Source organism: Planctobacterium marinum (assembly GCF_036322805.1).
Taxonomy (GTDB): domain Bacteria; phylum Pseudomonadota; class Gammaproteobacteria; order Enterobacterales; family Alteromonadaceae; genus Planctobacterium; species Planctobacterium marinum_A.
The window spans coordinates 3,128,449-3,150,321 of record NZ_AP027272.1 but is presented as its reverse complement, the minus strand read 5'-3'; the positions used below and the strand labels follow the sequence as shown (position 1 = coordinate 3,150,321).

At 45.4% G+C, this 21,873-nt stretch carries 13 protein-coding genes, 2 tRNA genes, 3 rRNA genes and 1 riboswitch; of the genes, 12 read left to right on the top strand and 6 right to left on the bottom strand.

Annotation, left to right across the window (positions count from 1 at the left end; translation table 11 throughout):
• Positions 1-59: 59 nt before the first annotated feature.
• Both AABA75_RS14040 and AABA75_RS14035 read right to left on the bottom strand, forming a co-directional pair.
• Positions 60-2,132, bottom strand: coding sequence for a neutral/alkaline non-lysosomal ceramidase N-terminal domain-containing protein (locus AABA75_RS14040; protein ID WP_338293232.1), 2,073 nt, complete (start codon positions 2,130-2,132; stop codon positions 60-62).
• 215 nt (positions 2,133-2,347) lie between these two features.
• Positions 2,348-3,298 (bottom strand): helix-turn-helix transcriptional regulator, encoded by a 951-nt coding sequence (locus tag AABA75_RS14035; RefSeq protein WP_338293231.1) that lies wholly within the window; start codon positions 3,296-3,298, stop codon positions 2,348-2,350.
• Between the two features lie 192 nt (positions 3,299-3,490).
• Here AABA75_RS14035 and pssA point away from each other — a divergent pair, with 192 nt between their 5' ends.
• The 6 genes from pssA to rrf all read left to right on the top strand — a co-directional run bounded on the left by pssA (position 3,491) and on the right by rrf (position 10,040).
• Complete coding sequence (gene pssA / locus AABA75_RS14030) at positions 3,491-4,324, top strand: CDP-diacylglycerol--serine O-phosphatidyltransferase (RefSeq protein ID WP_338293230.1); 834 nt, start codon at positions 3,491-3,493, stop codon at positions 4,322-4,324.
• A 423-nt stretch (positions 4,325-4,747) separates the two neighbouring features.
• Positions 4,748-6,278 (top strand): 16S ribosomal RNA (locus AABA75_RS14025).
• 107 nt (positions 6,279-6,385) lie between these two features.
• A tRNA-Ile gene (locus tag AABA75_RS14020) sits at positions 6,386-6,461 on the top strand.
• Positions 6,462-6,568: 107 nt separating this feature from the next.
• Positions 6,569-6,644 (top strand) — tRNA-Ala (locus AABA75_RS14015).
• 277 nt (positions 6,645-6,921) lie between these two features.
• Positions 6,922-9,792 (top strand): 23S ribosomal RNA (locus tag AABA75_RS14010).
• A gap of 132 nt (positions 9,793-9,924) precedes the next feature.
• Positions 9,925-10,040 (top strand): 5S ribosomal RNA (gene rrf, locus AABA75_RS14005).
• The 16S, 23S and 5S rRNA genes sit together here with 2 tRNA genes alongside, the layout of an rRNA operon.
• A 673-nt stretch (positions 10,041-10,713) precedes the next feature.
• On the opposite strand, the gene AABA75_RS14000 is transcribed toward rrf, so the two are convergent.
• Positions 10,714-11,502 (bottom strand): substrate-binding periplasmic protein, encoded by a 789-nt coding sequence (locus AABA75_RS14000; RefSeq protein WP_338293229.1) that lies wholly within the window; start codon positions 11,500-11,502, stop codon positions 10,714-10,716.
• A 142-nt stretch (positions 11,503-11,644) separates the two neighbouring features.
• Complete coding sequence (locus AABA75_RS13995; RefSeq protein ID WP_338293228.1) at positions 11,645-12,433, bottom strand: hypothetical protein; 789 nt, start codon at positions 12,431-12,433, stop codon at positions 11,645-11,647.
• 183 nt (positions 12,434-12,616) lie between these two features.
• Between AABA75_RS13995 and AABA75_RS13990 the strand changes: the two genes are divergently transcribed.
• A complete protein-coding gene (locus AABA75_RS13990; protein ID WP_338293227.1) occupies positions 12,617-13,006 on the top strand; it encodes a TlpA family protein disulfide reductase in 390 nt (129 codons plus the stop codon).
• Positions 13,007-13,026: 20 nt separating this feature from the next.
• Here AABA75_RS13990 and AABA75_RS13985 read toward each other — a convergent pair whose 3' ends face one another.
• A complete protein-coding gene (locus tag AABA75_RS13985) occupies positions 13,027-15,267 on the bottom strand; it encodes a hypothetical protein (protein ID WP_338293226.1) in 2,241 nt (746 codons plus the stop codon).
• A 229-nt stretch (positions 15,268-15,496) separates the two neighbouring features.
• Here AABA75_RS13985 and AABA75_RS13980 point away from each other — a divergent pair, with 229 nt between their 5' ends.
• Positions 15,497-16,063, top strand: a complete 567-nt coding sequence (locus AABA75_RS13980; protein ID WP_338293224.1) for a GNAT family N-acetyltransferase — start codon at positions 15,497-15,499, stop codon at positions 16,061-16,063.
• Here the strand turns inward: AABA75_RS13980 and AABA75_RS13975 are convergent, their stop codons facing one another.
• Positions 16,064-18,178: a GNAT family N-acetyltransferase gene (locus tag AABA75_RS13975; RefSeq protein ID WP_338293223.1), complete on the bottom strand. Its 2,115-nt coding sequence runs from the start codon at positions 18,176-18,178 to the stop codon at positions 16,064-16,066. It abuts the gene before it with no gap.
• A 63-nt stretch (positions 18,179-18,241) separates the two neighbouring features.
• Here AABA75_RS13975 and AABA75_RS13970 point away from each other — a divergent pair, with 63 nt between their 5' ends.
• The 4 genes from AABA75_RS13970 (at position 18,242) to pnuC (ending at position 21,870) form a co-directional block, all read left to right on the top strand.
• The gene (locus tag AABA75_RS13970) at positions 18,242-18,661 is read left to right on the top strand and encodes an acyl-CoA thioesterase (RefSeq protein WP_338293222.1); all 420 of its coding nucleotides are present in this window, start codon (positions 18,242-18,244) and stop codon (positions 18,659-18,661) included.
• Between the two features lie 88 nt (positions 18,662-18,749).
• Positions 18,750-18,855: riboswitch (TPP riboswitch) on the top strand.
• 61 nt (positions 18,856-18,916) lie between these two features.
• Positions 18,917-21,004, top strand: coding sequence for a TonB-dependent receptor (locus AABA75_RS13965; protein WP_338293221.1), 2,088 nt, complete (start codon positions 18,917-18,919; stop codon positions 21,002-21,004).
• Between the two features lie 9 nt (positions 21,005-21,013).
• On the top strand, positions 21,014-21,262 hold the full coding sequence (locus tag AABA75_RS13960) for a YkoF family thiamine/hydroxymethylpyrimidine-binding protein (RefSeq protein ID WP_338293220.1): 249 nt from the start codon (positions 21,014-21,016) through the stop codon (positions 21,260-21,262).
• On the top strand, positions 21,262-21,870 hold the full coding sequence (gene pnuC, locus AABA75_RS13955) for a nicotinamide riboside transporter PnuC (RefSeq protein WP_338294861.1): 609 nt from the start codon (positions 21,262-21,264) through the stop codon (positions 21,868-21,870). Before AABA75_RS13960 ends, pnuC begins: the two co-directional genes overlap by 1 nt.
• Positions 21,871-21,873 lie beyond the last annotated feature (3 nt).

The window sequence follows — 21,873 nt, the reverse complement described above, 5'->3', positions numbered from 1 at the left end:
TTTTAAAAAACGCTCCGAAAATCTCCTCCGGGGCTATCCAATAAACTCTTTAACAACGATTATTTTATGCTGAAGGTGCGGGATTTCCCTGAGTAACTGCGTAGTTTTCGGTCCCAGCCGCTTTTCCAGTAACCTTTGTGTTTAATGCGGTAGCTACCAGAGGGAGTGTTTTCCGCCGGTATCCAGATGGCGTCAACATAAGAGCAGGCCAGGCAATCCGCCGAAGTATCCCGGCGCCAGACAAACTTGGTATCTAAGTCATCATCCTTCAACCAGGTTTGCCAGTTACCATTCACTTTTCTCTGTACTTCCACGAAAGTATCGATTTTTGTGAAGTTGTTTCTCGGGTGACCGGAACGAAAGGTGACTTTAATTTGATTTCCGATTTCATAACTGCTTTTAGCGTCTTTGGTGACTTTACCAAAAGATTCCCAAAGTCGTTTGTCGTCATAGACAACGCCAATAGTTTTGATTATCTGGTCTTTGCTTAAATCAGGTGGAGTTGGCCCAGAACTAACACCCCATCCGTTTTTAATGGCTAAGGCCAATTCGTTGTATACTTGCAAGTATGCCGGCAAGGTATTTGGACCATATACTGTGTGCCCACCTTCATAGTGCTGCATCTGGTATTCCTCTGGCGTGGTGATATATCCGTGATAAGCATTTGCCAGTCCGGCAATTATTGCAGTATCAATTCCCTTAGACGCGAGAGTTTGAAGCACCTGGTTTTGTAGTCTGCGACCCGCCATTGTGGTCATCTCACCAGCACTGGCTATGATGGCCAGGTTGCCAATGGTAACTAGTTGAAAAGGAATATGCGCGGTGTACAGTTCTGCCCCAAATACCTTGCGTTTCACAAAGGTAGGTTTGGGGTATTGGCAAGGATCGTCAGCACTTTGATTGAATAACGTCGCGTCAGAAAAGCCATTCATGAGTGCGAAGATGGGGTAGCCTGCAATGGCATTGGTAAAGAGATTGCTGTTTTTGTTCCATGCAGAGCCTTCATTATCGACGGTCATGCCTTCAAATACGCCGGGAATATCGCTGGGACCATCCCAACTGGAACCCGCGGTCATAGACCAGCCCACAACACCTTCGCATATTTTGGTGTCGCCATTGCCGGTAAAGGTATTGCTAACTTCATAGCCCGGAAGATAGACGTACTGATGACGATACTCCAGACTACCTGTTAACCGGCTCAATCCAGATTGATAAAGTTGTTTTGCCGCTTCAAATTGTTTTCCACCGGAAAGTTCCATACTGGCTCTTTCATTGGCGCCGCAACCATTTCCCGGACCGCAAATATTGGGCGAACTGTCACCCAAATTACTGTTGGCAAAGGCGGCAACAAAGTCGGGATTGTGGGAGGTTTTCCAGTTTTCAAAGTATTGGCTGGCAGCCCCTTTATTGTCGCCACTTATCTGACGCTGGGAAGTACCGTAAGAGACGTTGTGCACGGCAAACCAGTTGATTATACCAAGCTCTGTACCGCTGTCTTTGACCAGCTTCAATTGCACCATGTTTTTGTTGGTGTTGGAACTGTATTGATGACTGTCGTTGTTTTGGTTATAGGGCTGCGGGTTTCGATTGATGTTGATTCCATCAAACTCATCCTGACTAACGTATATATCACCCTGTCCGGCGCTGGATACGGCATTAACAATAGAATTATAAATGCCAGTTGTGATGGCATTATAATTGTCGGAATCATAGCCCAAGGCACTCATATTCAGCATGACATAATGATCATAACCTCCGGGTCCAACATGGGTGTGGGTAGCTGTTAACATGACATTGGCATCGTTAAACTGATTACCATATTTCGCATTTAGTTTTTTGATAACACCTTGTTTAACCCCTTGAGTAATACTTTGTAAGTCGGCAGAGACGAAAACAAACTTTTGACCTGTGCCAGGCTCTTCGATGTAAAACGCTCTTGACCAGAGCCTGGAGTGGATACCTTTTGTCGTCTGACCTGTATCTCCATAGCCCACCATACCGAGGTCAGCAGCCGGACCAGTAACGTCTGACTTGCCACTGCCAATGATCCAGTCTCCAGCATGAACCATGGGGTTAACTAAAAGTATTTGTAATATGCCTAATAGCCATATTTTAATTTTTGTTGTTTTCATATTTGCTCCCGGAATCTTGTTTTTACTCATTTTTATCTTTTCTACGCAATACCAGAGTAGCGATTACGAAGAGAAGGCTCTTTTTTTTACCGCGCAGTAAACGAGATGGCTATAGTAAAAATGACCTAATCATATGAGAGGGGAGCTTTTGGACTGGGCATTACTGGAGCGTGTTGGTCTTTGAAGAAAAATGGTACCGCAAAGGTCAATACCCGCTAACGGGTTTGAAATAGCCGGGCCAGTTCTGAGCGGCTGGTTATTTCAAGTTTGCGATATATGCGATACAGGTGATTGGAGATTGTGGAGGGAGCAATACCGAGTTCTCTGGCAACCTCTTTGAAGGTTAATCCTTGGATGATCCAGTTAACTATTTGTTGTTCCCGGGCTGACAATTGGTCCAGAGGATGGACTTTTCTAACAGTGATTTGCAGCAATTCACCTAATGGTGCAATACTAATCTTTATTCCGTTTAAGTCTTCATTTAACTCATAGTTTTTCTCTAGCGGGAAAACATCCGAAAAAACAACCGGAGTTTGTGATAACAGCTCAACAAATCTAGGTTGTACGTGCCAATAACATCCGTGTTTATCGCAAATCGCCATCGCTGCACCGTCACTTCGCGCTTCTATATGCAGGAAAAAGTTGTGGGAAGCTGCGCTGACGAGGTGGTAAATGAGTCTCGATATAGTTGTTTTTTCTTTTTCCAGGAAATCTCTGTCCCGGTCAAATCGGTACAGGCTAATCAGGCTGTGCAGTTTGCAGTGTTGTTCAATATGGCCGGTGGCGAGGATCCGTTGAATACCATAGGGTTCAAACAACTGTGTGTACAGGGAAGAGTTAAAGAATTTTGCATCATCGATAACTTCACTCATTGAAATTGGATTATCGAGGTTGTTTAGAATGGCTCCCCGGATAGGGTTTAAATGTAGTGTTGCTATGAGTTTTTTACCATAGTCTGCGTCAAGTCCCAGGTGTTCAAGGTAATGAAATTGCAGCGTATTAAGGTTTCCTGTTCCCCATATGGCCGCATCCACATTTAATAACTCGGTCAATTGTAAAAGTGCCCAATTTCGAAAATCTCCCGGTGCTATGTTTGAAGCCTCACAATAAAGTGTTTGAATAAACATCTCTGTTTCGCGATTTGAAACCGGTTTTGTGATGGCCATAAAACTCTCAGAAAATTATTTCGGACCACAAGACTGTATTAAATAAAAGCAAACAATAAAAGCAAACCAGCTATTCTTTGGCTGTAGTGCTCTATGTGATGGAATGTTTTAATTTTTCAGTTCTAGTCGAGAATATTCCTCAAAAAATCTAACAAAATATGCTATTTTCAAGCCTCATCGATGGAGGAATGAATGACAGAAACTAAAAAGAAAGGCATTTACTTATTACCCAACCTGTTAACGACTGCAGGTATTTTTTCAGGGTTTTATGCCGTTGTGGCTTCCATGAATGGCCAGTTTACCTCTGCCGCGGTGGCGATTTTCATCGCAATGATCTTCGATGGTCTTGATGGCCGCGTCGCCAGGATGACCAACACCCAAAGTGCCTTTGGTGCCGAGTATGACTCAATGGCTGATATGGTGTCTTTTGGTATGGCGCCGGCGTTAATCGCCTACAATTGGGCGTTGTCCGGCCTCAACAAGTTAGGTTGGTTAGCCGCATTTATATATGTTGCTGGTGCCGCACTGCGCCTGGCGAGATTTAACACTACTGTAGAAACCGCCGATAAACGTTTTTTCCAGGGATTGCCGAGTCCCTCTGCTGCCGCGTTGGTAGCCGGAATGGTGTGGGTTGGTGAGGAGTATCAGGTAAAAGAGATATTCAACCTGGCATTTGTTGAAATATTAGTGTGTTTAATTACTGCTGCTGCCGGCATTTTGATGGTGAGTAATTTTAAGTACAACTCGTTTAAAGAAGTAAACTGGCACGGTAAAGTTCCTTTTGTTGCCATTCTCTTGGTGTGCGTGGTGTTTATTATTGTGGCGACAGAACCATCGTTAGTATTGTTCCTTGTTTTTGCACTATATACTGTGGCAGGTCCCATCAATACTTTTAGAACAGTAGAAAAAGTAAAGCTGGAGCACGTGCTTGGCGACGCTGAAGAGGGCGATGCCGATTTTAAAGAAGCCAGCGTTCAAGAAAAGGCTACTAGTGGTAATGAAGAGAACAATAATAAACAGAGTTAATGTTCGCTTTACATAAATAAACGAGAAAAGCCGTCCTAAAGACGGCTTTTTTGTTGTTTAAATGAACTAAACTCACATAACTAATTGTTTTTATTGGTTTATTTGCGATTTATTGCTTTTTATTAAAATAAAACATTAATTTCGAAAATAGGGCTTGCATCCTGTAAATATCTGCTTATAATGCGCGCCTCATTGAGTTGAACGGCTCAAGTCAAAGTTCTCAGAACTTAGATTTGAAAAGAAGTTAAAATTTTTTAGAAAAAAGATTGACACTTAAACTCAACAGCGTAGAATGCGCGTCCGCTTCGGGAGATAAACGAAGCAGCCGGAAACGGCAACGTTCTTTAACAATCAGCAATAAGACAATCTGTGTGGGCATCGATTGATTTTGATGTCGACCCAAAAAATTTATATTTTCGATTTTAATTGAAGAGTTTGATCATGGCTCAGATTGAACGCTGGCGGCAGGCCTAACACATGCAAGTCGAACGGTAACAGGATAGCTTGCTATCGCTGACGAGTGGCGGACGGGTGAGTAATACTTAGGGATCTGCCCTGGGGTGGGGGACAACCATTGGAAACGATGGCTAATACCGCATAACGTCTAAGGACCAAAGGGGGCTTCGGCTCTCGCCCTGGGATGAACCTAAGCGAGATTAGCTTGTTGGTGAGGTAACGGCTCACCAAGGCGACGATCTCTAGCTGTTCTGAGAGGAAGATCAGCCACACTGGGACTGAGACACGGCCCAGACTCCTACGGGAGGCAGCAGTGGGGAATATTGCACAATGGGGGAACCCTGATGCAGCCATGCCGCGTGTGTGAAGAAGGCCTTCGGGTTGTAAAGCACTTTCAGTTGTGAGGAAAGGTTGGTAGTTAATACCTGTCAGCTGTGACGTTAGCAACAGAAGAAGCACCGGCTAACTCCGTGCCAGCAGCCGCGGTAATACGGAGGGTGCGAGCGTTAATCGGAATTACTGGGCGTAAAGCGCACGCAGGCGGCTATATAAGCCAGATGTGAAAGCCCCGGGCTTAACCTGGGAGAGTCATTTGGAACTGTATGGCTAGAGTTTTGGAGAGGGGAGTGGAATTCCAGGTGTAGCGGTGAAATGCGTAGATATCTGGAGGAACATCAGTGGCGAAGGCGGCTCCCTGGCCAAAAACTGACGCTCATGTGCGAAAGCGTGGGTAGCGAACAGGATTAGATACCCTGGTAGTCCACGCCGTAAACGCTGTCTACTAGCTGTATGCGGATTCATTTCTGTGTGTAGCGAAGCTAACGCGCTAAGTAGACCGCCTGGGGAGTACGGCCGCAAGGTTAAAACTCAAATGAATTGACGGGGGCCCGCACAAGCGGTGGAGCATGTGGTTTAATTCGATGCAACGCGAAGAACCTTACCTACACTTGACATGCAGAGAACTTTCCAGAGATGGATTGGTGCCTTCGGGAACTCTGACACAGGTGCTGCATGGCTGTCGTCAGCTCGTGTCGTGAGATGTTGGGTTAAGTCCCGCAACGAGCGCAACCCTTGTCCTTAGTTGCCAGCATTTGGTTGGGCACTTTAAGGAGACTGCCGGTGACAAACCGGAGGAAGGTGGGGACGACGTCAAGTCATCATGGCCCTTACGTGTAGGGCTACACACGTGCTACAATGGCAGATACAGAGGGATGCGAGACAGTGATGTGGAGCGGAGCCCTTAAAGTCTGTCGTAGTCCGGATTGGAGTCTGCAACTCGACTCCATGAAGTCGGAATCGCTAGTAATCGCAGGTCAGCATACTGCGGTGAATACGTTCCCGGGCCTTGTACACACCGCCCGTCACACCATGGGAGTGGGATGCAAAAGAAGTAGTTAGTCTAACCTTCGGGAGGGCGATTACCACTTTGTGTTTCATGACTGGGGTGAAGTCGTAACAAGGTAACCCTAGGGGAACCTGGGGTTGGATCACCTCCTTACGTAAAGGTGTCGAATTGAATTCAATTCGATGTTCACACAGATTGTTTTATTGTTTAAAAGTAAAGAAGACCGAAGACAGCCTAAGCCGTTGGCTCAGGTGCATCATAGGCCTGTAGCTCAGCTGGTTAGAGCGCACCCCTGATAAGGGTGAGGTCGGCAGTTCAAGTCTGCCCAGCCTACCAAATCTTCCTTATGCTTCGTTATTGAGTTCGTCGTTTAGCAGGCTAAACGTCCTCACTCAAACCTCGCCTAAGAAAGATTATAATCCCAATCTTCGGTAATAGATTATGGGGCTATAGCTCAGCTGGGAGAGCGCCTGATTTGCATTCAGGAGGTCAGCAGTTCGATCCTGCTTAGCTCCACCACTTCTTTACGCAGACTGAAATGCCTTAATGAATAGGCTCGCTAGAGATTATTCATTAGGGTTTTTTACTCTAAACTGTTCTTTAACAAACTGGAAAAGCTGATAAATCATCGATATTGATGTGTTGCGTAAGCGATGCATTTGATATCAACCAAGTATGTATTTTTAAAAAATTTAGGGTAAACGATAGCGTTTTACTCTATCTGACATAGGCGAGTTACAGTCAACAGCAGCGTCTGTTCATAAGATGGCAACATTGAGTGATACAGGGGTTGTATGATTAAGTGACTAAGCGTATACGGTGGATGCCTTGGCAGTCAGAGGCGATGAAGGACGTGTAAATCTGCGAAAAGCGTAGGTAAGGTGATAAAACCCGTTATAACCTACGATGTCCGAATGGGGAAACCCGGCCTTTTAGGTCATCTGTAACTGAATTCATAGGTTGCAGAAGCAAACGAGGGGAACTGAAACATCTAAGTACCCTCAGGAAAAGAAATCAATTGAGATTGCCTTAGTAGCGGCGAGCGAACGGGTAACAGCCGATGGTTTATGTTGTAGTGGAATCTTCTGGGAAGTTGAGCGATACAGGGTGATAGCCCCGTACACGAAGCAACATAAAGCACATATTAAGTAGGACGGGACACGTGTTATCTTGTCTGAAGATGGGGGGACCATCCTCCAAGGCTAAATACTCCTGACTGACCGATAGTGAACCAGTACCGTGAGGGAAAGGCGAAAAGAACCCCGGCGAGGGGAGTGAAATAGAACCTGAAACCGTATACGTACAAGCAGTGGGAGCAGACTTGTTCTGTGACTGCGTACCTTTTGTATAATGGGTCAGCGACTTATATTTTGTAGCGAGGTTAACCGAATAGGGGAGCCGTAGCGAAAGCGAGTCTTAACTGGGCGCGTAGTTGCAAGGTATAGACCCGAAACCCGGTGATCTAGCCATGGGCAGGTTGAAGGTTGAGTAACATCAACTGGAGGACCGAACCCACTAACGTTGAAAAGTTAGGGGATGACCTGTGGCTGGGGGTGAAAGGCCAATCAAACCGGGAGATAGCTGGTTCTCCCCGAAAGCTATTTAGGTAGCGCCTCGGACGAATACCATTGGGGGTAGAGCACTGTTTGGGCTAGGGGGTCATCCCGACTTACCAACCCCATGCAAACTCCGAATACCAATGAGTACTATCCGGGAGACACACGGCGGGTGCTAACGTCCGTCGTGGAGAGGGAAACAACCCAGACCGCCAGCTAAGGTCCCCAAATATTGCTAAGTGGGAAACGATGTGGGAAGGCTAAGACAGCTAGGAGGTTGGCTTAGAAGCAGCCACCCTTTAAAGAAAGCGTAATAGCTCACTAGTCGAGTCGGCCTGCGCGGAAGATGTAACGGGGCTAAGCAATATACCGAAGCTGCGGCAGCACGTAAGTGCTGGGTAGGGGAGCGTTGTGTAAGTGGATGAAGGTGAATCGAGAGGTTTGCTGGACATATCACAAGTGCGAATGCTGACATGAGTAACGATAATGGGGGTGAAAAACCCCCACGCCGGAAGACCAAGGTTTCCTGTCCCATGCTAATCAGGGCAGGGTAAGTCGGCCCCTAAGGCGAGGCAGAAATGCGTAGTCGATGGGAAACGGGTTAATATTCCCGTACTTTTATATACAGTGATGGGGTGACGGAGAAGGCTAGGCTGGCGTGGCGTTGGTTGTCCACGTGAAAGTGCGTAGGCTGGGGACTCAGGTAAATCCGGGTTCCTAAGGCCGAGACACGAGACGAGCTACTACGGTAGCGAAGCAGTTGATGCCCGGCTTCCAGGAAAATCCTCTAAACGTATGTATATAAGAACCGTACCCCAAACCGACACAGGTGGTCAGGTAGAGAATACTAAGGCGCTTGAGAGAACTCGGGTGAAGGAACTCGGCAAAATAGTACCGTAACTTCGGGAGAAGGTACGCCCCTGTTTGTGAACACTTCGCGTGGTAAGCAGATGGGGGTCGCAGTGACCAGATGGCTGGGACTGTTTATTAAAAACACAGCACTGTGCTAAATCGAAAGATGACGTATACGGTGTGACACCTGCCCGGTGCCGGAAGGTTAATTGATGGGGTTAGCGTAAGCGAAGCTCTTGATCGAAGCCCCGGTAAACGGCGGCCGTAACTATAACGGTCCTAAGGTAGCGAAATTCCTTGTCGGGTAAGTTCCGACCTGCACGAATGGTGTAACCATGGCCATGCTGTCTCCACCCGAGACTCAGTGAAATTGAAATCGCAGTGAAGATGCTGTGTACCCGCACCTAGACGGAAAGACCCCGTGAACCTTTACTACAGCTTGGCACTGAACATTGACCCTACATGTGTAGGATAGGTGGGAGGCTTTGAAGCGTTGTCGCCAGATAGCGTGGAGCCGTCCTTGAAATACCACCCTTGTATGTTTGATGTTCTAACACTGACCCGTAATCCGGGTTGTGGACAGTGTCTGGTGGGTAGTTTGACTGGGGCGGTCTCCTCCCAAATAGTAACGGAGGAGCACGAAGGTTAGCTAATCACGGTCGGACATCGTGAGGTTAGTGCAATGGCATAAGCTAGCTTAACTGCGAGACAGACACGTCGAGCAGATACGAAAGTAGGTCATAGTGATCCGGTGGTTCTGAATGGAAGGGCCATCGCTCAACGGATAAAAGGTACTCCGGGGATAACAGGCTGATACCGCCCAAGAGTTCATATCGACGGCGGTGTTTGGCACCTCGATGTCGGCTCATCACATCCTGGGGCTGAAGTCGGTCCCAAGGGTATGGCTGTTCGCCATTTAAAGTGGTACGCGAGCTGGGTTTAGAACGTCGTGAGACAGTTCGGTCCCTATCTGGTGTGGGCGTTGGATGATTGATGGGAGCTGCTCCTAGTACGAGAGGACCGGAGTGGACGAACCGCTGGTGTTCGGGTTGTGATGCCAATCGCATTGCCCGGTAGCTACGTTCGGAACGGATAACCGCTGAAAGCATCTAAGCGGGAAGCCGGCCCAAAGATGAGTCATCCCTGACAGTTTAACTGTCCTGAAGGGTTGTTTAAGACTAAGACGTTGATAGGCAGGGTGTGGAAGCGTTGTAAGGCGTTAAGCTAACCTGTACTAATTGCCCGCGAGGCTTAATCATACAACACCCGGTATTATTTGGTGTTGTGACAAACAAGCACTTGCTTATGTTAAGAGTAAGACGCGCTTACCTTAAGAAAACGAAAAAGATTCATACGATTTATCACTTTCCAGTTAGTTAAAACCGTTTTTGTCTGGCGGCCATAGCGATACGGAACCACCTGAATCCATTCCGAACTCAGTAGTGAAACGTATTAGCGGCGATGGTAGTGTGGGGCTTCCCCATGTGAGAGTAGCACACCGCCAGGCTCTTATTTAGAGAAAGGGCTATCCGAAAGGGTAGCCCTTTTTTGCATTTGCGATTCCGAAAAGTCATGGTGTTGTATCAGCATCAACGGATAGCCCTTCCCCTAAATAGTGATTAGCTGCGCTAATCTACAAGAGATGCCTAACCCATTGTTTAACATGGCTTTACTTATTGTCTGATTAGAGCACGAGTAACAATCGTCCCTGAAGGGGCATCCTGCCTCGCCATCCTTGCCGGGTCGTTCGGGTGGGCGGTGCTATAGGTTGTCTGGTCATGTTAGTCGTTAACACATCCCTGATGATTGTCACCCAGCCTCGCCATCCTTGCCGGGTCGTTCAGCCCTGACAAAGCTCCAAGTTTTCACTTCGTCCGAGACGGGCTTCACCCCCATGTGACAAATTTGTCTGGAACAAATTTGAACGTGCTTTAGCACGGCCCCGAAGGGGTGAGTCTCAGGGATGAGACGAATAAAGTAATACCTGTAGGTCGAGATTTATCTCGACAACTTAGTTACAAGTTCTCGTCTTTGTCCGGCTAAAGCCGAACCTTCAATAACACCTGCCAGCATACGGGGTCAGATCCGGCATAATATCCGAATTAGCGTTTATCAAGCTTCAGCGAGAATCAACAGAAGTATCCACGTTCAGGCTCTGACCCGCGCCTATGCAAAAGGTATCAATACTTTGCTCTGATTTGCTCAAAGGTGCCATCAGCTTTAAGTTGTTCAAATGCCGCTGAAAAGTCTGCAATAAAATTTTTATCTATTGCGGCATTAAAAGCGTAATGAGTAGTGAGCTTTTCGATAGTGAAGTGAGTCGTATACTCTTCTGGCTTTACACCAAGCCGATTAAATTCAAAATTGGCGATGGCCTCGTCGATAGCGACTACATCTATCCTGTTCAATAACAACATTCTTATCAGTTCTAAAGAGGTAGGTAGTTTTACGGTAGACTCATTCTTGAGGCCGTGCTTCTTAAGCAATTGCTCCCCGATATCGTTGCGAACAACGCCGACGTTTAGCGGGTTTAGATCTGCCACTTTATTCAGTTTTAGAGTGTTTCTTAAAGTAATTATGGAAATGTTCGATGGCATAATAGCCTCTGAAAATTGAAACAAGCCAGACCGATGCTGTGATTTAGTCATAGTAAAAACGGCGGCGTTGGGCGTATTGAGTGTATGCCTGTATGCTCTGGCCCAGGGAACCACCAAAATACTGTTCTTATCAAAATCGATGTGCATACGTTTCATAATTGCTTCGAGTAAATCTACGCTAACTCCAACCAACTCACCTTCGTAATTGTGGAAGTTGTAAGGCGGATATTCTTCGGTCATCCACACAATGTCTTGGGCTGAAAACTTAGAATTAGCTGGGGCAGAAAAGATATAAAAAGCACAGAAGAATAAGGCCAAACAAGCCCGTAGCTTGTTACCTGGGATTGGGAACAATGGACCGCTTGTGATCATAAAGAATCTTTAATGTTTCTAATGTAAAAAGTATAGAAGACCAGATTTATTATTCTAGTATTGTTTAATGAGGAAAAGTTAAAAAGTGATAAAGATGGCCAGCAAGGAGCCAAGATCCTTACTGGTCTTGTAAATTATTTTATTAGCCGTTGTTTACATCCAATGCTTCGCAAGGTGGGTATTCTGCTACTGCCTGAGAAGCCATTTGTTGTAAGAATAACTGCGTGTCACTATCCAGCTCAGAATAGCTTAGCTCACCTAATAACTCGGCTGGGTGAGCGGTTATAGTTTCAAACAAAACTTGGGCTGTGAGGTATGCTCCAGTGGGATTAGAATGATTACCATCACTGGCATGCAATTCGATAGAAGGTTGAATTAATAGTGAGTTATCCCATGCAAATCCGATAGGTGCAATACATGAAGGTGTTGCTTCAGCAATGCTTTGATGGATGTCATAAATATAAGCTGCTTCATCAGCCAAATGGCGTTGACCCCATTCAGGGAATAAAACCGGAACTCCTCCTTGCTCTTTCGTTTTGTTAATAAAAGACTGAGCAGCACTGGTGGGATATTCCACAGTTCGGGTAACAGAATACTTTTGTGCTTGCAGTATCACGTAGTCCCAATTCCGCTCTTCCAGGTGGTTGAGCGTAGCGCTATCCTGCAAGTGGTCAGACAGAAATAACGACTTTACAGCTCTCTCTACGAGTATATTTTGATCTGGGTAATATGCTTGAAGAGTTTCTTGTAGCTGTCCGGGGAGGTTGCCAAAATTGGTGTGACTATTTCCAATCATCAATACCGTTAAATCGTAATTGTCTGGTGGTGGGGTAGTTGGAGCTGGGGGATTAGAGCTACTATCGCTGCCGCTTCCGCCACATGCACTTAAAAGACTTGTAGTTAACGCTATTAAAGCCAGATGTTTATTCATTATTGTTATTACTCCCTTAACTTTAAGATTCTCTAATTTAACATTTACGGCTTTGGTTTCGAGTTTTTAATCTAATTTCCTGAAGGCCTGATGTGTAAACTTTTGTTGCAAGCAGATACGCGAAGGGGAGCGCCAACTGATGATGGTTTTGAGGGAAGGGATACCGCATAATAAGGTCACGTTTTGAATACGCGGGAAAAGTCATTGCAAGACATCAGCATAGAAGAGATCGATAATAAGGTAGCCAAGAAAGAGTCATTCGTTTTAAATCTGGTTGCTAGTTGGTGCCCCGACTGCACCGAGAAGCAGGCGCCAAACCTGCCCGCTTTTGAGCAAAATTTAATGGGGTCCGAGTTGTCGCTTTACAATATCGTAGTTCAGCACAATAAAGGTGAATTTCTCTCAGCTGTACATCAGGGTTTAGTAGAGCAGCTTGGTGGTCATGGTTATCCGCGCACGGTGCTGTTTGTCAGTGGACAAGCAATTGATACGGACAATGTTGAAATCACGTCAATTGAGCAGCTTGCAGCTCTTGCCGATAAATTCAAAGCCCGCATAAAAAAGCCCGCATAATAGCGGGCTCCTCGAGGTTTTTATTCCGGATCACTTTCTATCGGATCGTCGAAGAATGATTCCTGACGTTTAGTCTTTTTAGCGGGCGCAGTATAGCTCGCTTCAAATTCTTCATTGAGTGAAATAATGCGCGTTTTGCTGATACGGTGACGATAGATTTCACGTAAATACATAATGGCTTTTTTTACATTTTCAGCATTGAGTCTGATGTCGTTAATAGATGTGAACTTGCTTTGTTCTCTGATCAGCTCTTTATACTTTTTCTCGTACATCGGCTTGATTGCGTACCAGTTGGTATCCAAGATCTTCGCTGGGTTTTCGTTAGCTACCAGCATATCCATTAGTAATTCTTCATCGAATTCGTCTGCCCTTATGAATTCAACGATAGCTTTATCAATGGTTTCGTCGTAGCGGAAATTGTCCTTGGCAAAACAGCGTTTGATGTAAGCAACGATCAGCGTTAAGAAATCGTCGCTTAAACAGGGGCTTTTGGCAATCAACGTCGTCAACGAAAGGTTCGCAGAAGCACCTATAACCAGTGCGTAGCGTTTCAAAGTGGTATTGGGAAACAGTGAGTTTAAATGGACTTTTAATTTATTCAGGTCCATGTAGGACAGTTTAAAGTCCTTAGGTAAAGACACAATCGATACCACCGATGAACAATTTTGATAAAAATGCAGTTTGCGAATTTGCTCAGGATCGAAGTTTTTATCTTTGTAATCTTTCAGTACTTTCTTATAGCGACCAGACTCAATCGGTAACAAACTAATTCCTTCAATGGCTTGTGTTTGTTTGTTGTAGTGGGGCAGATCGATAGAGCGATAGAAAAGATCGTCAATATCGAGGCGTTTGCCATCACTGTCTTCAGAGTCCACAACTGATTCAGCATAAGCAATAGCCACAGGTCCAGCAAGACTCATGAACAGGTCGTTGGCGTCCAGTCGGATGGTTTCGCCGATATCAATACCTGCTCTGTGGAAATAGTTTTCATCGTAGTCAGTGGTGACTGCCTGGGCGGTCAGAATGTTAAAAATCTGCTGACTGATGTATTGATTAGCGTGTTTTTCCATGGCATTAACGTCAATCTCGTTAATGGTGCCACCTTTATCGTTCTCTTCTGCGTAGCGCATGATGTCATTGGAGATCAGCATCATGGCATTCCAAGGGCGAATTCGGTTCATGACTTCAGAAGTATGACCATCTTCACTGTCAAGGTTGTAGGAGAAATCCCACTCTTCAGACAGGTATTTACACAACAAACGGCCCGCATTGATATGCAGTGCTTCCGACATTTGCATACTTTTGTCAGTGATGTTTGGCAGAATACAAATACCGCTGGTGAAAATTGGCTCGAACACAAACGATTGATTTTGACTGGCAAGATCTCGCTCAGGCTTAACGTCAAATGTTTTGCTCATGTATGAGTATTGTTGTGCCAAGCCAAATTCTGAGGCCATCCCTGAACCCGTACCACCACCTGCACTGAAAATATAGAAATACAAACGGGATTGGTTAGCCTTGATGCCGCAGGAATCAATCAGATAAGAATGTATGAACTTCCAATCGGTATTGGAGAAGTGCTGAGTATCTTTGTTCAGAATTATCTTCGCCAGATACTGTCCCAGGATGGGGGCATTACCAGCGCCTCCGGCATGCACTTCTGATAAGTCCATGATTTTTAATTTTCGATATTCATCCAGAAAATTACTCTCAGCACCTTTTGATGAAAAGCGAATACGGCCTTCGATATCTTTGTCCAAATCGCCCAGCATCACTAAAGGCTCGATTAAAAACACTGGCTGTGCCGAGTTTCCGGTATTGAGTTTGAGATTTCGCTGTAACCACTTAACTGGTTTGTTGTCGGACTCTTTAGCTTTTTTCAGCTCAACGTTGAACTCATTCAAATAAAAATTACGGGCATTGTGCACCAAAGATGCCACTTCTAAAGCGATATTGGAGCCACATCGACCTAAACCAATCAAACACACAGAGGGAAAGCTTTGTAGCTTTGGTGCTGAATCAACCTCGCTTTCAGCAGGGGGATATACGTTGTTGCGTAGTGAATCCAGATTGGATAGGATTTTTGAAATATCTTTTTCAGTGTAGTAATTGAATTGCGAGGGCAGGGTAGTGGACTCTTTGTCTTTCACAGTGACCGAAGGCGTTTTTACTATGACTTCGTAGTCTTGTTCCTGACCGAATTGGTCTTCGTTGTCTACCATGGTTTGCTTATTTCGTATGATTGGTTTCTTGGTACGCATCACTGACCCCTGCTACGTTAACCACTACAGAAGCTCACTATAGTGTATTTATCGTTCACTTAGCAACGCAATATAACACTTTACAAATTATTAACACAAAATGTTTGTTGACCCTGGAGTATTTTAAGTTACTGAAAATTATTGAATTTTGATTTTGCTGGTTGTTAAAGCCAATCTTCCTCTATATGGTTAGCTGACAATGTTTAATAGACTTATAGGTAACATAGCTATGAGCGCAGCCCCTTTTCCCATCCTTACCAGTGACCGGTTGATATTAAATGAACTGAAAAAAACGGACCGAAAACAAGTATTTGAAATTTTTTCAGATCCTCAAGTCACCGCCCATTACGATGTGGAACGTTTTAAAGAAGTCAAAGAGGCCGATCACCTGATCCAGTATTTTAAGTCGCGTTTTGAAACCAATACAGGGATCCGCTGGGCCATCAGGGAGAAGGGTAAAACAACGTTGATCGGCAGTTGTGGTTTTAATAGCTGGAATCAATACGATGCCAGCGTGATCCTGGGTTACGACCTATCGCCTAAGTATTGGGGAAAGGGCTATGCCAGTGAGTCCGTCAATTCTATTCTGGAGTATGCATTCAGCACCAAATTTCCCATCAGAGTTAACCGCATCGAATCATTGATTTTACCCAGTAATTTGCCGTCGATAGCAGTGTCGGAACGGGCGGGTTTTCAATTTGAGGGTGTCATGCGAGAAAAGTGTTTTTGGAATGGGGCTTTTCACGATATGAATCTCTACAGCCTGCTGCGCAAAGATTTTGAAGCGAGAAGATAGTTATTCTCGTAAGAGCATTTTGGCGCAGTCTCTTAGTTGGCTATTGAGCTGTTTTTTACCTACCAGCTTGTGTCGGGTTATCAGCGCTTTTTGAGAATATCTTTTGAGAAGCCAGTCAATGAGCAATTCTGGTAGTTCTTTAGGTTGGTCGCTTTTCACAATATAGCGCAGTGCCAGGATTTCCAACACCGGCGCGCTCAATTCAAGACTGCGATTTCCACAACAAAACAAGTGCAGTGAATTCTTGGCGTACTCTTCGGTTAACGCTAAATGCTGAGATAAATCATTACTTTGAGCAAGCCGTGAGTAAAGGGTAATATCCAGATTTTGATATAAACCTGACAGGTGGAAACGCAACAGACGAGCGAAATTTTGCTGTATTTCGGGCATCGCATCACTCACCTGTTCAGTAATAGCCCGCAGTACCGTAAGGTTGTATTCCGCGGTTGCCTTGTCGCGGTGAAAGCCTAACAGTACCGGTTCACAGCCTGATTGCTGCCAAAATTTGAGTAGTTTGGCAGTGGCACCAAAAGAACTACCCAGATAATCAATGTCATTTGCCCGACACCACCGGGCAACAAATTCAATTAATCTTTTGCCCAATCCGTGAGAGCGATGCGATTCGGCAACAGCAATGCGAATAACCCGGAAAAATAGTTTGCTCAAATATTGAGTATTGGCATTGCCGTAAGCAATTTGCTGCGCCAGCATGTGTCCCTGCACTCGTCTTTGACCAGCAACAATGGCTTGCATCAACTCTTCATCGTCAAATCCGCCTTCAATATTGCCACAGACTGCTGCAATGAGATTATTCGCTGTATGGTGTCCATTGAATAGCACAAAGAGTCGCTGCTCCGGTGCATCTAATAGTGCCATCAGATCATCCGGACTGGTTTGATAATGGGCGTCCACCAACAGTGAAAATACGGCGTTGAGTAAGTCTGGGTCTGCAATTAACTGCTCACCGCTAAGTGCTTCGATGTTGATGCTGTTCTTTTGTAATACTTCTGGCGTTGCCCCAGCCGTTTTTCTGAGGTGCAGGGCTCGCCACCAGAACTGTTCCAGTGCATCATTTTCATACCAGCGAAAAGGAAGTGACAAGCTGCTAAACGATCCTTCTGGACGGTATTTTGTAAGCCAGGGTTTGAACCGTACTTCAAAGCCACGACCGCTGCCTTCATAGCCGTGAATGGTGCTGCTGAAAACAATTCGATGATAGCGCTCAGTTAAGGTTTGCAGTTGATAGACGGGTATTGCGGCAGCTTCATCCACCAGTAACAAATCCGCTGCGGGTTGATTAATAATAAGCTCATCGAGTGCCACAAATTGGACGTGCTCATGGGCACTTGGGCTGATACTTTGAGCATGTTGAAACAAAGTCTCCACCGATGCCTTTTGCGGCGCAGTCACCAGAATGCGCTTTTGTCCCTCTTTGCTCAATTCTCCGCTAGCAATACCCAAGGCTGCCGTTTTACCACGACCGCGATCCGCGGTGATCACCAATGGACGCTTTCTGTGACCGGTGGCGACTTTTTTTATCTGCTCGATAACGGCCCGTTGTTCTGTAAGATGTGCTGAATGTTGCCCGGTTTCAACTGCATAATTCTTCCCGGTAAATCCACGGTCATTGAGAAGCAGCACAAGTGGGTCTTGCTGGATTTGAGAAACCAGCTGGGCAATAAAGTTACTGCTTTTGAGGTTGTCTATTTCACCAAAGGAGATACGGTTGGCTTGATAGGGATCATTATAAGTTGGCCAACTGGATAACTCTGGACATAGCAAAATCATTAGCCCGTTCTTTTTAACCGTTCCTGCGAGTGCCGCAAGTGCATTGGCCCTTAAGCCTTGCCATGCGTTATAAATGACCCAATCATATTCACGTCCAAGGTGATAGCGGTATTGACTATTATTGGTGACAGATTGATTAATGCCTTCTTTGACAGGAGTATTGCAGGTTAGCAGTGTAAAAGTCTGCATCAGCGGGGACGGAATTGCGTTAATTAGCTGTTCAACCTGATTTATCCCCCAAACCTCAGTACCACTTATTACAAGTAATTGGCGGTGGTGCAGGGCGGCGATTCGCTCTTGAATAAAAGATTGTAGCTGTGCATCCATGTAAATAGCCAAAATTCAGGTATAATTTACGGATAGTTTATGCAATTCAGAATAGGAATTCGAATGAGATTTTTTTCTCGCCGTTTGGTGATGCCCAACGACCTCAATTTCGCTAACTTCTTGTTTGGAGGTAGAGCACTTGAGTGGATTGATGAGGAAGCTGCGATTTATGCCATGTGTCAACTGGACACGAAATTTCTGGTAACCAAACACATTGGTGCAATTAGCTTTGAATCTTCTGCTGCGGTGGGTGATGTCGTCGAGTTTGGTCTGGCCACCAAAAAAGTCGGGCGCACTTCATTGACAGTAACTTGTCTTGTACGAAACAAAGCCACAAAGAAAACCATTTGTGTAGCTGATGATATCGTATTTGTTATGGTTGACCCTGATACTCGCATGCCGACACCGCATGGACGGACACTGGAAGATTTAGAAAAGGTGACACAGCAGGAACTGGAAAACCTCAATATCCAAAATAGTTGATATTGATAACTGCTTGGCTTGTGTACGGTCCGTGTTTACTGGTACACTCGCCGCGCTTTGCGGATTTGACCTTATAAGTCTTCTGCACAGTACAGCCAGGGGGTGCCTAAGCGCTGAGATTGGTTCTTAATAAAAACCAAAACCCCAGACCTGATCCGGATAATACCGGCGTAGGGATGGTACAACGCAAATTGTTTCTCATCATATAGCCGTAATGCCGGATCTTTTCATGTAAAAACAGGAAGAGATCCTATCGTGAATTTACAGTTTAAAACGTCATTATTAAGCCTCGCCATTGCCTCATCCTTGAGCGCGCCTTTATTTGCCCAAGAAGATGATTCGAGCAAGATTGAACGAATTGTTATTTCCTCTGATTTTCGCAATCTGACTGAAAATGAATTACCTGCCAGTGCCAGCATTTTGTCTACTGCTGATATCGAGCAGCGCCAGGCGCAGTTTTTAAGCGAAATGCTGGACAGCGCACCCAACGTAAACTTTAACAGTGGTGCGGGGCGTGCTCGCTTTGTACAGATTCGCGGTATTGGTGAGCGCAGTCAATTTACCGAACCTTATAACCCGTCAGTGGGCTTTTTCGTTGACGATCTGGACTTCTCCGGCACCATGGCCATTGCTACCTTATTCGATGTAGAGCAAGTTGAAGTATTAAAAGGGCCGCAAGGTACTACCTTTGGCTCTTCAGCGTTGGCAGGCTCAGTAAAACTGAAAACGGTTGACCCTGATGGCATTGAAAGTGGCAAAGCGAGCTTATCTGTCGCCCAAAAAGACAGTTATAACTTGGCTGCTGCTTATGGTAATGCTATCAACGAAAAGTGGCAATTTCGCGCCGCAGTGCAGCAATACTTCAGTGACGGTTATGTGCGCAATGATTTTCTGGATAGAGATGATACCGATAACATTGATGAATTCAGCTCTCGCTTAAAGGTTCGTTACCTTGCAAGCGATAGTCTGACCCTCGATTTCGCGCTGCACTATTACGATGTTGATAATGGTTACGATGCTTTCTCCCTGGACAATGTCAGAACGACGATATCAGACGAGCCAGGTTTTGACCGTCAGGAAACCACGGCCTTCAGTGCTAAGGCAACCTGGCAACTCGATTCTTTCGATGTGCAAGCGATAGCGACTACCAGTGATTCTGATCTGGATTATGGTTACGATGAAGACTGGACTTTTGTGGGCTTCCACCCGTGGGAATACTCTTCAACAGATCATTATTTCCGTGAGCGCGATACCGATAGCGTGGATATCCGTTTGTTATCCAGTCAAACCATTAACCTGGGCGGGGTCGAGGCCGATTGGGTTACCGGTGTTTATTTCAAATCTACCGATGAGTCATTGTTGAGGCAATATACCTACGCCGATGTAGATTTTACCAATGACTACGCATTGGAGAACATCGCTATTTACGGTGAAATTTACCCGCAACTCAGCGACAAGTTAACCCTGACGTTGGGACTGCGCGTTGAGGAAGCTAGCATAGATTACTCTGACAATGGCGGTTTTTCAGACTCCGTAGACGATACATTTGTGGGCGGTAGACTGGTATTGGATTATCAAATGACGCCTGACATGTTGTCTTATGTCAGTATTAACCGTGGCTACAAACTGGGTGGTTTCAATACGGATCCCCGTGTACCTACCGAAAATATCTATTTCGAAGGGGAATACACCTGGAACTATGAAGTGGGTGCCAAGCAATACTTTGATGATAATTCAACCTATATTGGCGTGGCGTTCTTTTACATGGACAGAGAAAACACCCACATCAGTGATTTCGTGGTGGAGCCTAATGATAACAACGGTTCAGTCAGTTTTGTGGATGTCATTGCCAATGCGGACATCGGTAAGAATTATGGTATGGAACTAGAAAGTTATTATCAACTGACAGAAAACTTTCAAATTTTTTCAAATATCGGGCTGTTAAATGCCAGTTTTGAGAACTACACCAATGCCAAAGGTGAATTTATCGAAGAGCAAGATCAGGCTCAGTCTCCTTCTTACATGTTCAATATCGGGTTTAACCTCGAATTTGCTGAAGCATGGCGTTTAACCGTAGAAGCAGATGGCAAGGCCACTTACCGCTTTTCAGACGGTCACGACGTAGAGTCAGGGGATTACACCCTTTGGCACTTCAATCTGAACCGCGAGTGGCAGGACTGGACGTTGTCAATCTGGGGTAAAAACGTCTTCAATAAAGAGGTTTACGTGCGTGGTTTTGGTGGTTTTAGCAATGATCCCAGAGACTTTTATGAAACTCCTGAGCCCTATTTACAGTTTGGCAATGGTCGTCAGTTGGGTGTTACATTAGATTATCGTTTTTAAGGAGATTGTATGAATATTTCCGTTGAAGTTAGCTTGTATCCTCTTGCAGATGGTTACCTGGAAATCATCAAGGCTACGGTAGAGCGTTTGGCTGAGGCACAGCAAGTCGCTGTGAAAACCAATGCCATGAGTACGCAAATTACCGGCGAATTTGACGCCGTAATGGCGGTACTCAAATCAGAGATTTTGCAGACCTTTCAAGACACCAATAAAGCGGTGTTCGTCTGTAAGTTTTTGAACAGCAGTATTGAGTTGTGATGGAACTTCTATGGCAGCAGGTAATGCAACAGTCGCTGGCAGAAGTGCTGGCGGTTATCTGTTCATTGCTTTACGTGCACCTGGCGGCTAAACAACAGCTTTGGTGCTGGCCTTTTGCATTGGCCAGCACAGCGCTGTACACCTGGATATTTTGGGAAACCAGTTTGTTTTTCCAGTCGGTGCTCAACGCCTGGTACCTGATCATGGCTGTATATGGTTGGTTAAACTGGCGCAAAGTGGCTAAAACGGGTAAAGAGCAAGTACAGCAGTGGGGGGTTAGACAGAATGTCCTGCTGTCTCTAAGTTTGCTGTTAGTGAGTGTATTGGCATTTCAGGTATTATCGTTTGTCAGTCCTGAGCCAATTATCTTTCTCGACCTTGCTATTGCCATCTACAGTGCCTTTGTCACTTACATGTTGGCGCAAAAAGTACTGGAGAACTGGTTATACTGGTCTGTACTCAACAGTCTTACCGCTTGGTTGTGTTACCATCAAGGGCTGCTGTTAACTGCGCTACTTTTCGCGATTTATGTTTTATTTTCCATCAAAGGTTATATAAACTGGCGTAACAATCATCAACTTGTATACCAGCATTCACATCAAGGCTAGGAT

Excerpts from the sequence above, each read along its gene's own strand:
- AABA75_RS13970 (WP_338293222.1), top strand. The coding sequence starts at position 18,242 with ATGAGATTTTTTTCTCGCCGTTTGGTGATGCCCAACGACCTCAATTTC.
- AABA75_RS13960 (WP_338293220.1), top strand. The coding sequence starts at position 21,014 with ATGAATATTTCCGTTGAAGTTAGCTTGTATCCTCTTGCAGATGGTTAC.
- AABA75_RS14000 (WP_338293229.1), bottom strand. The coding sequence starts at position 11,502 with ATGATCACAAGCGGTCCATTGTTCCCAATCCCAGGTAACAAGCTACGG.
- pnuC (WP_338294861.1), top strand. The coding sequence starts at position 21,262 with ATGGAACTTCTATGGCAGCAGGTAATGCAACAGTCGCTGGCAGAAGTG.
- AABA75_RS13985 (WP_338293226.1), bottom strand. The coding sequence starts at position 15,267 with ATGCGTACCAAGAAACCAATCATACGAAATAAGCAAACCATGGTAGAC.
- AABA75_RS14035 (WP_338293231.1), bottom strand. The coding sequence starts at position 3,298 with ATGGCCATCACAAAACCGGTTTCAAATCGCGAAACAGAGATGTTTATT.
- AABA75_RS13980 (WP_338293224.1), top strand. The coding sequence starts at position 15,497 with ATGAGCGCAGCCCCTTTTCCCATCCTTACCAGTGACCGGTTGATATTA.
- AABA75_RS13995 (WP_338293228.1), bottom strand. The coding sequence starts at position 12,433 with ATGAATAAACATCTGGCTTTAATAGCGTTAACTACAAGTCTTTTAAGT.
- AABA75_RS13975 (WP_338293223.1), bottom strand. The coding sequence starts at position 18,178 with ATGGATGCACAGCTACAATCTTTTATTCAAGAGCGAATCGCCGCCCTG.
- AABA75_RS14040 (WP_338293232.1), bottom strand. The coding sequence starts at position 2,132 with ATGAAAACAACAAAAATTAAAATATGGCTATTAGGCATATTACAAATA.
- pssA (WP_338293230.1), top strand. The coding sequence starts at position 3,491 with ATGACAGAAACTAAAAAGAAAGGCATTTACTTATTACCCAACCTGTTA.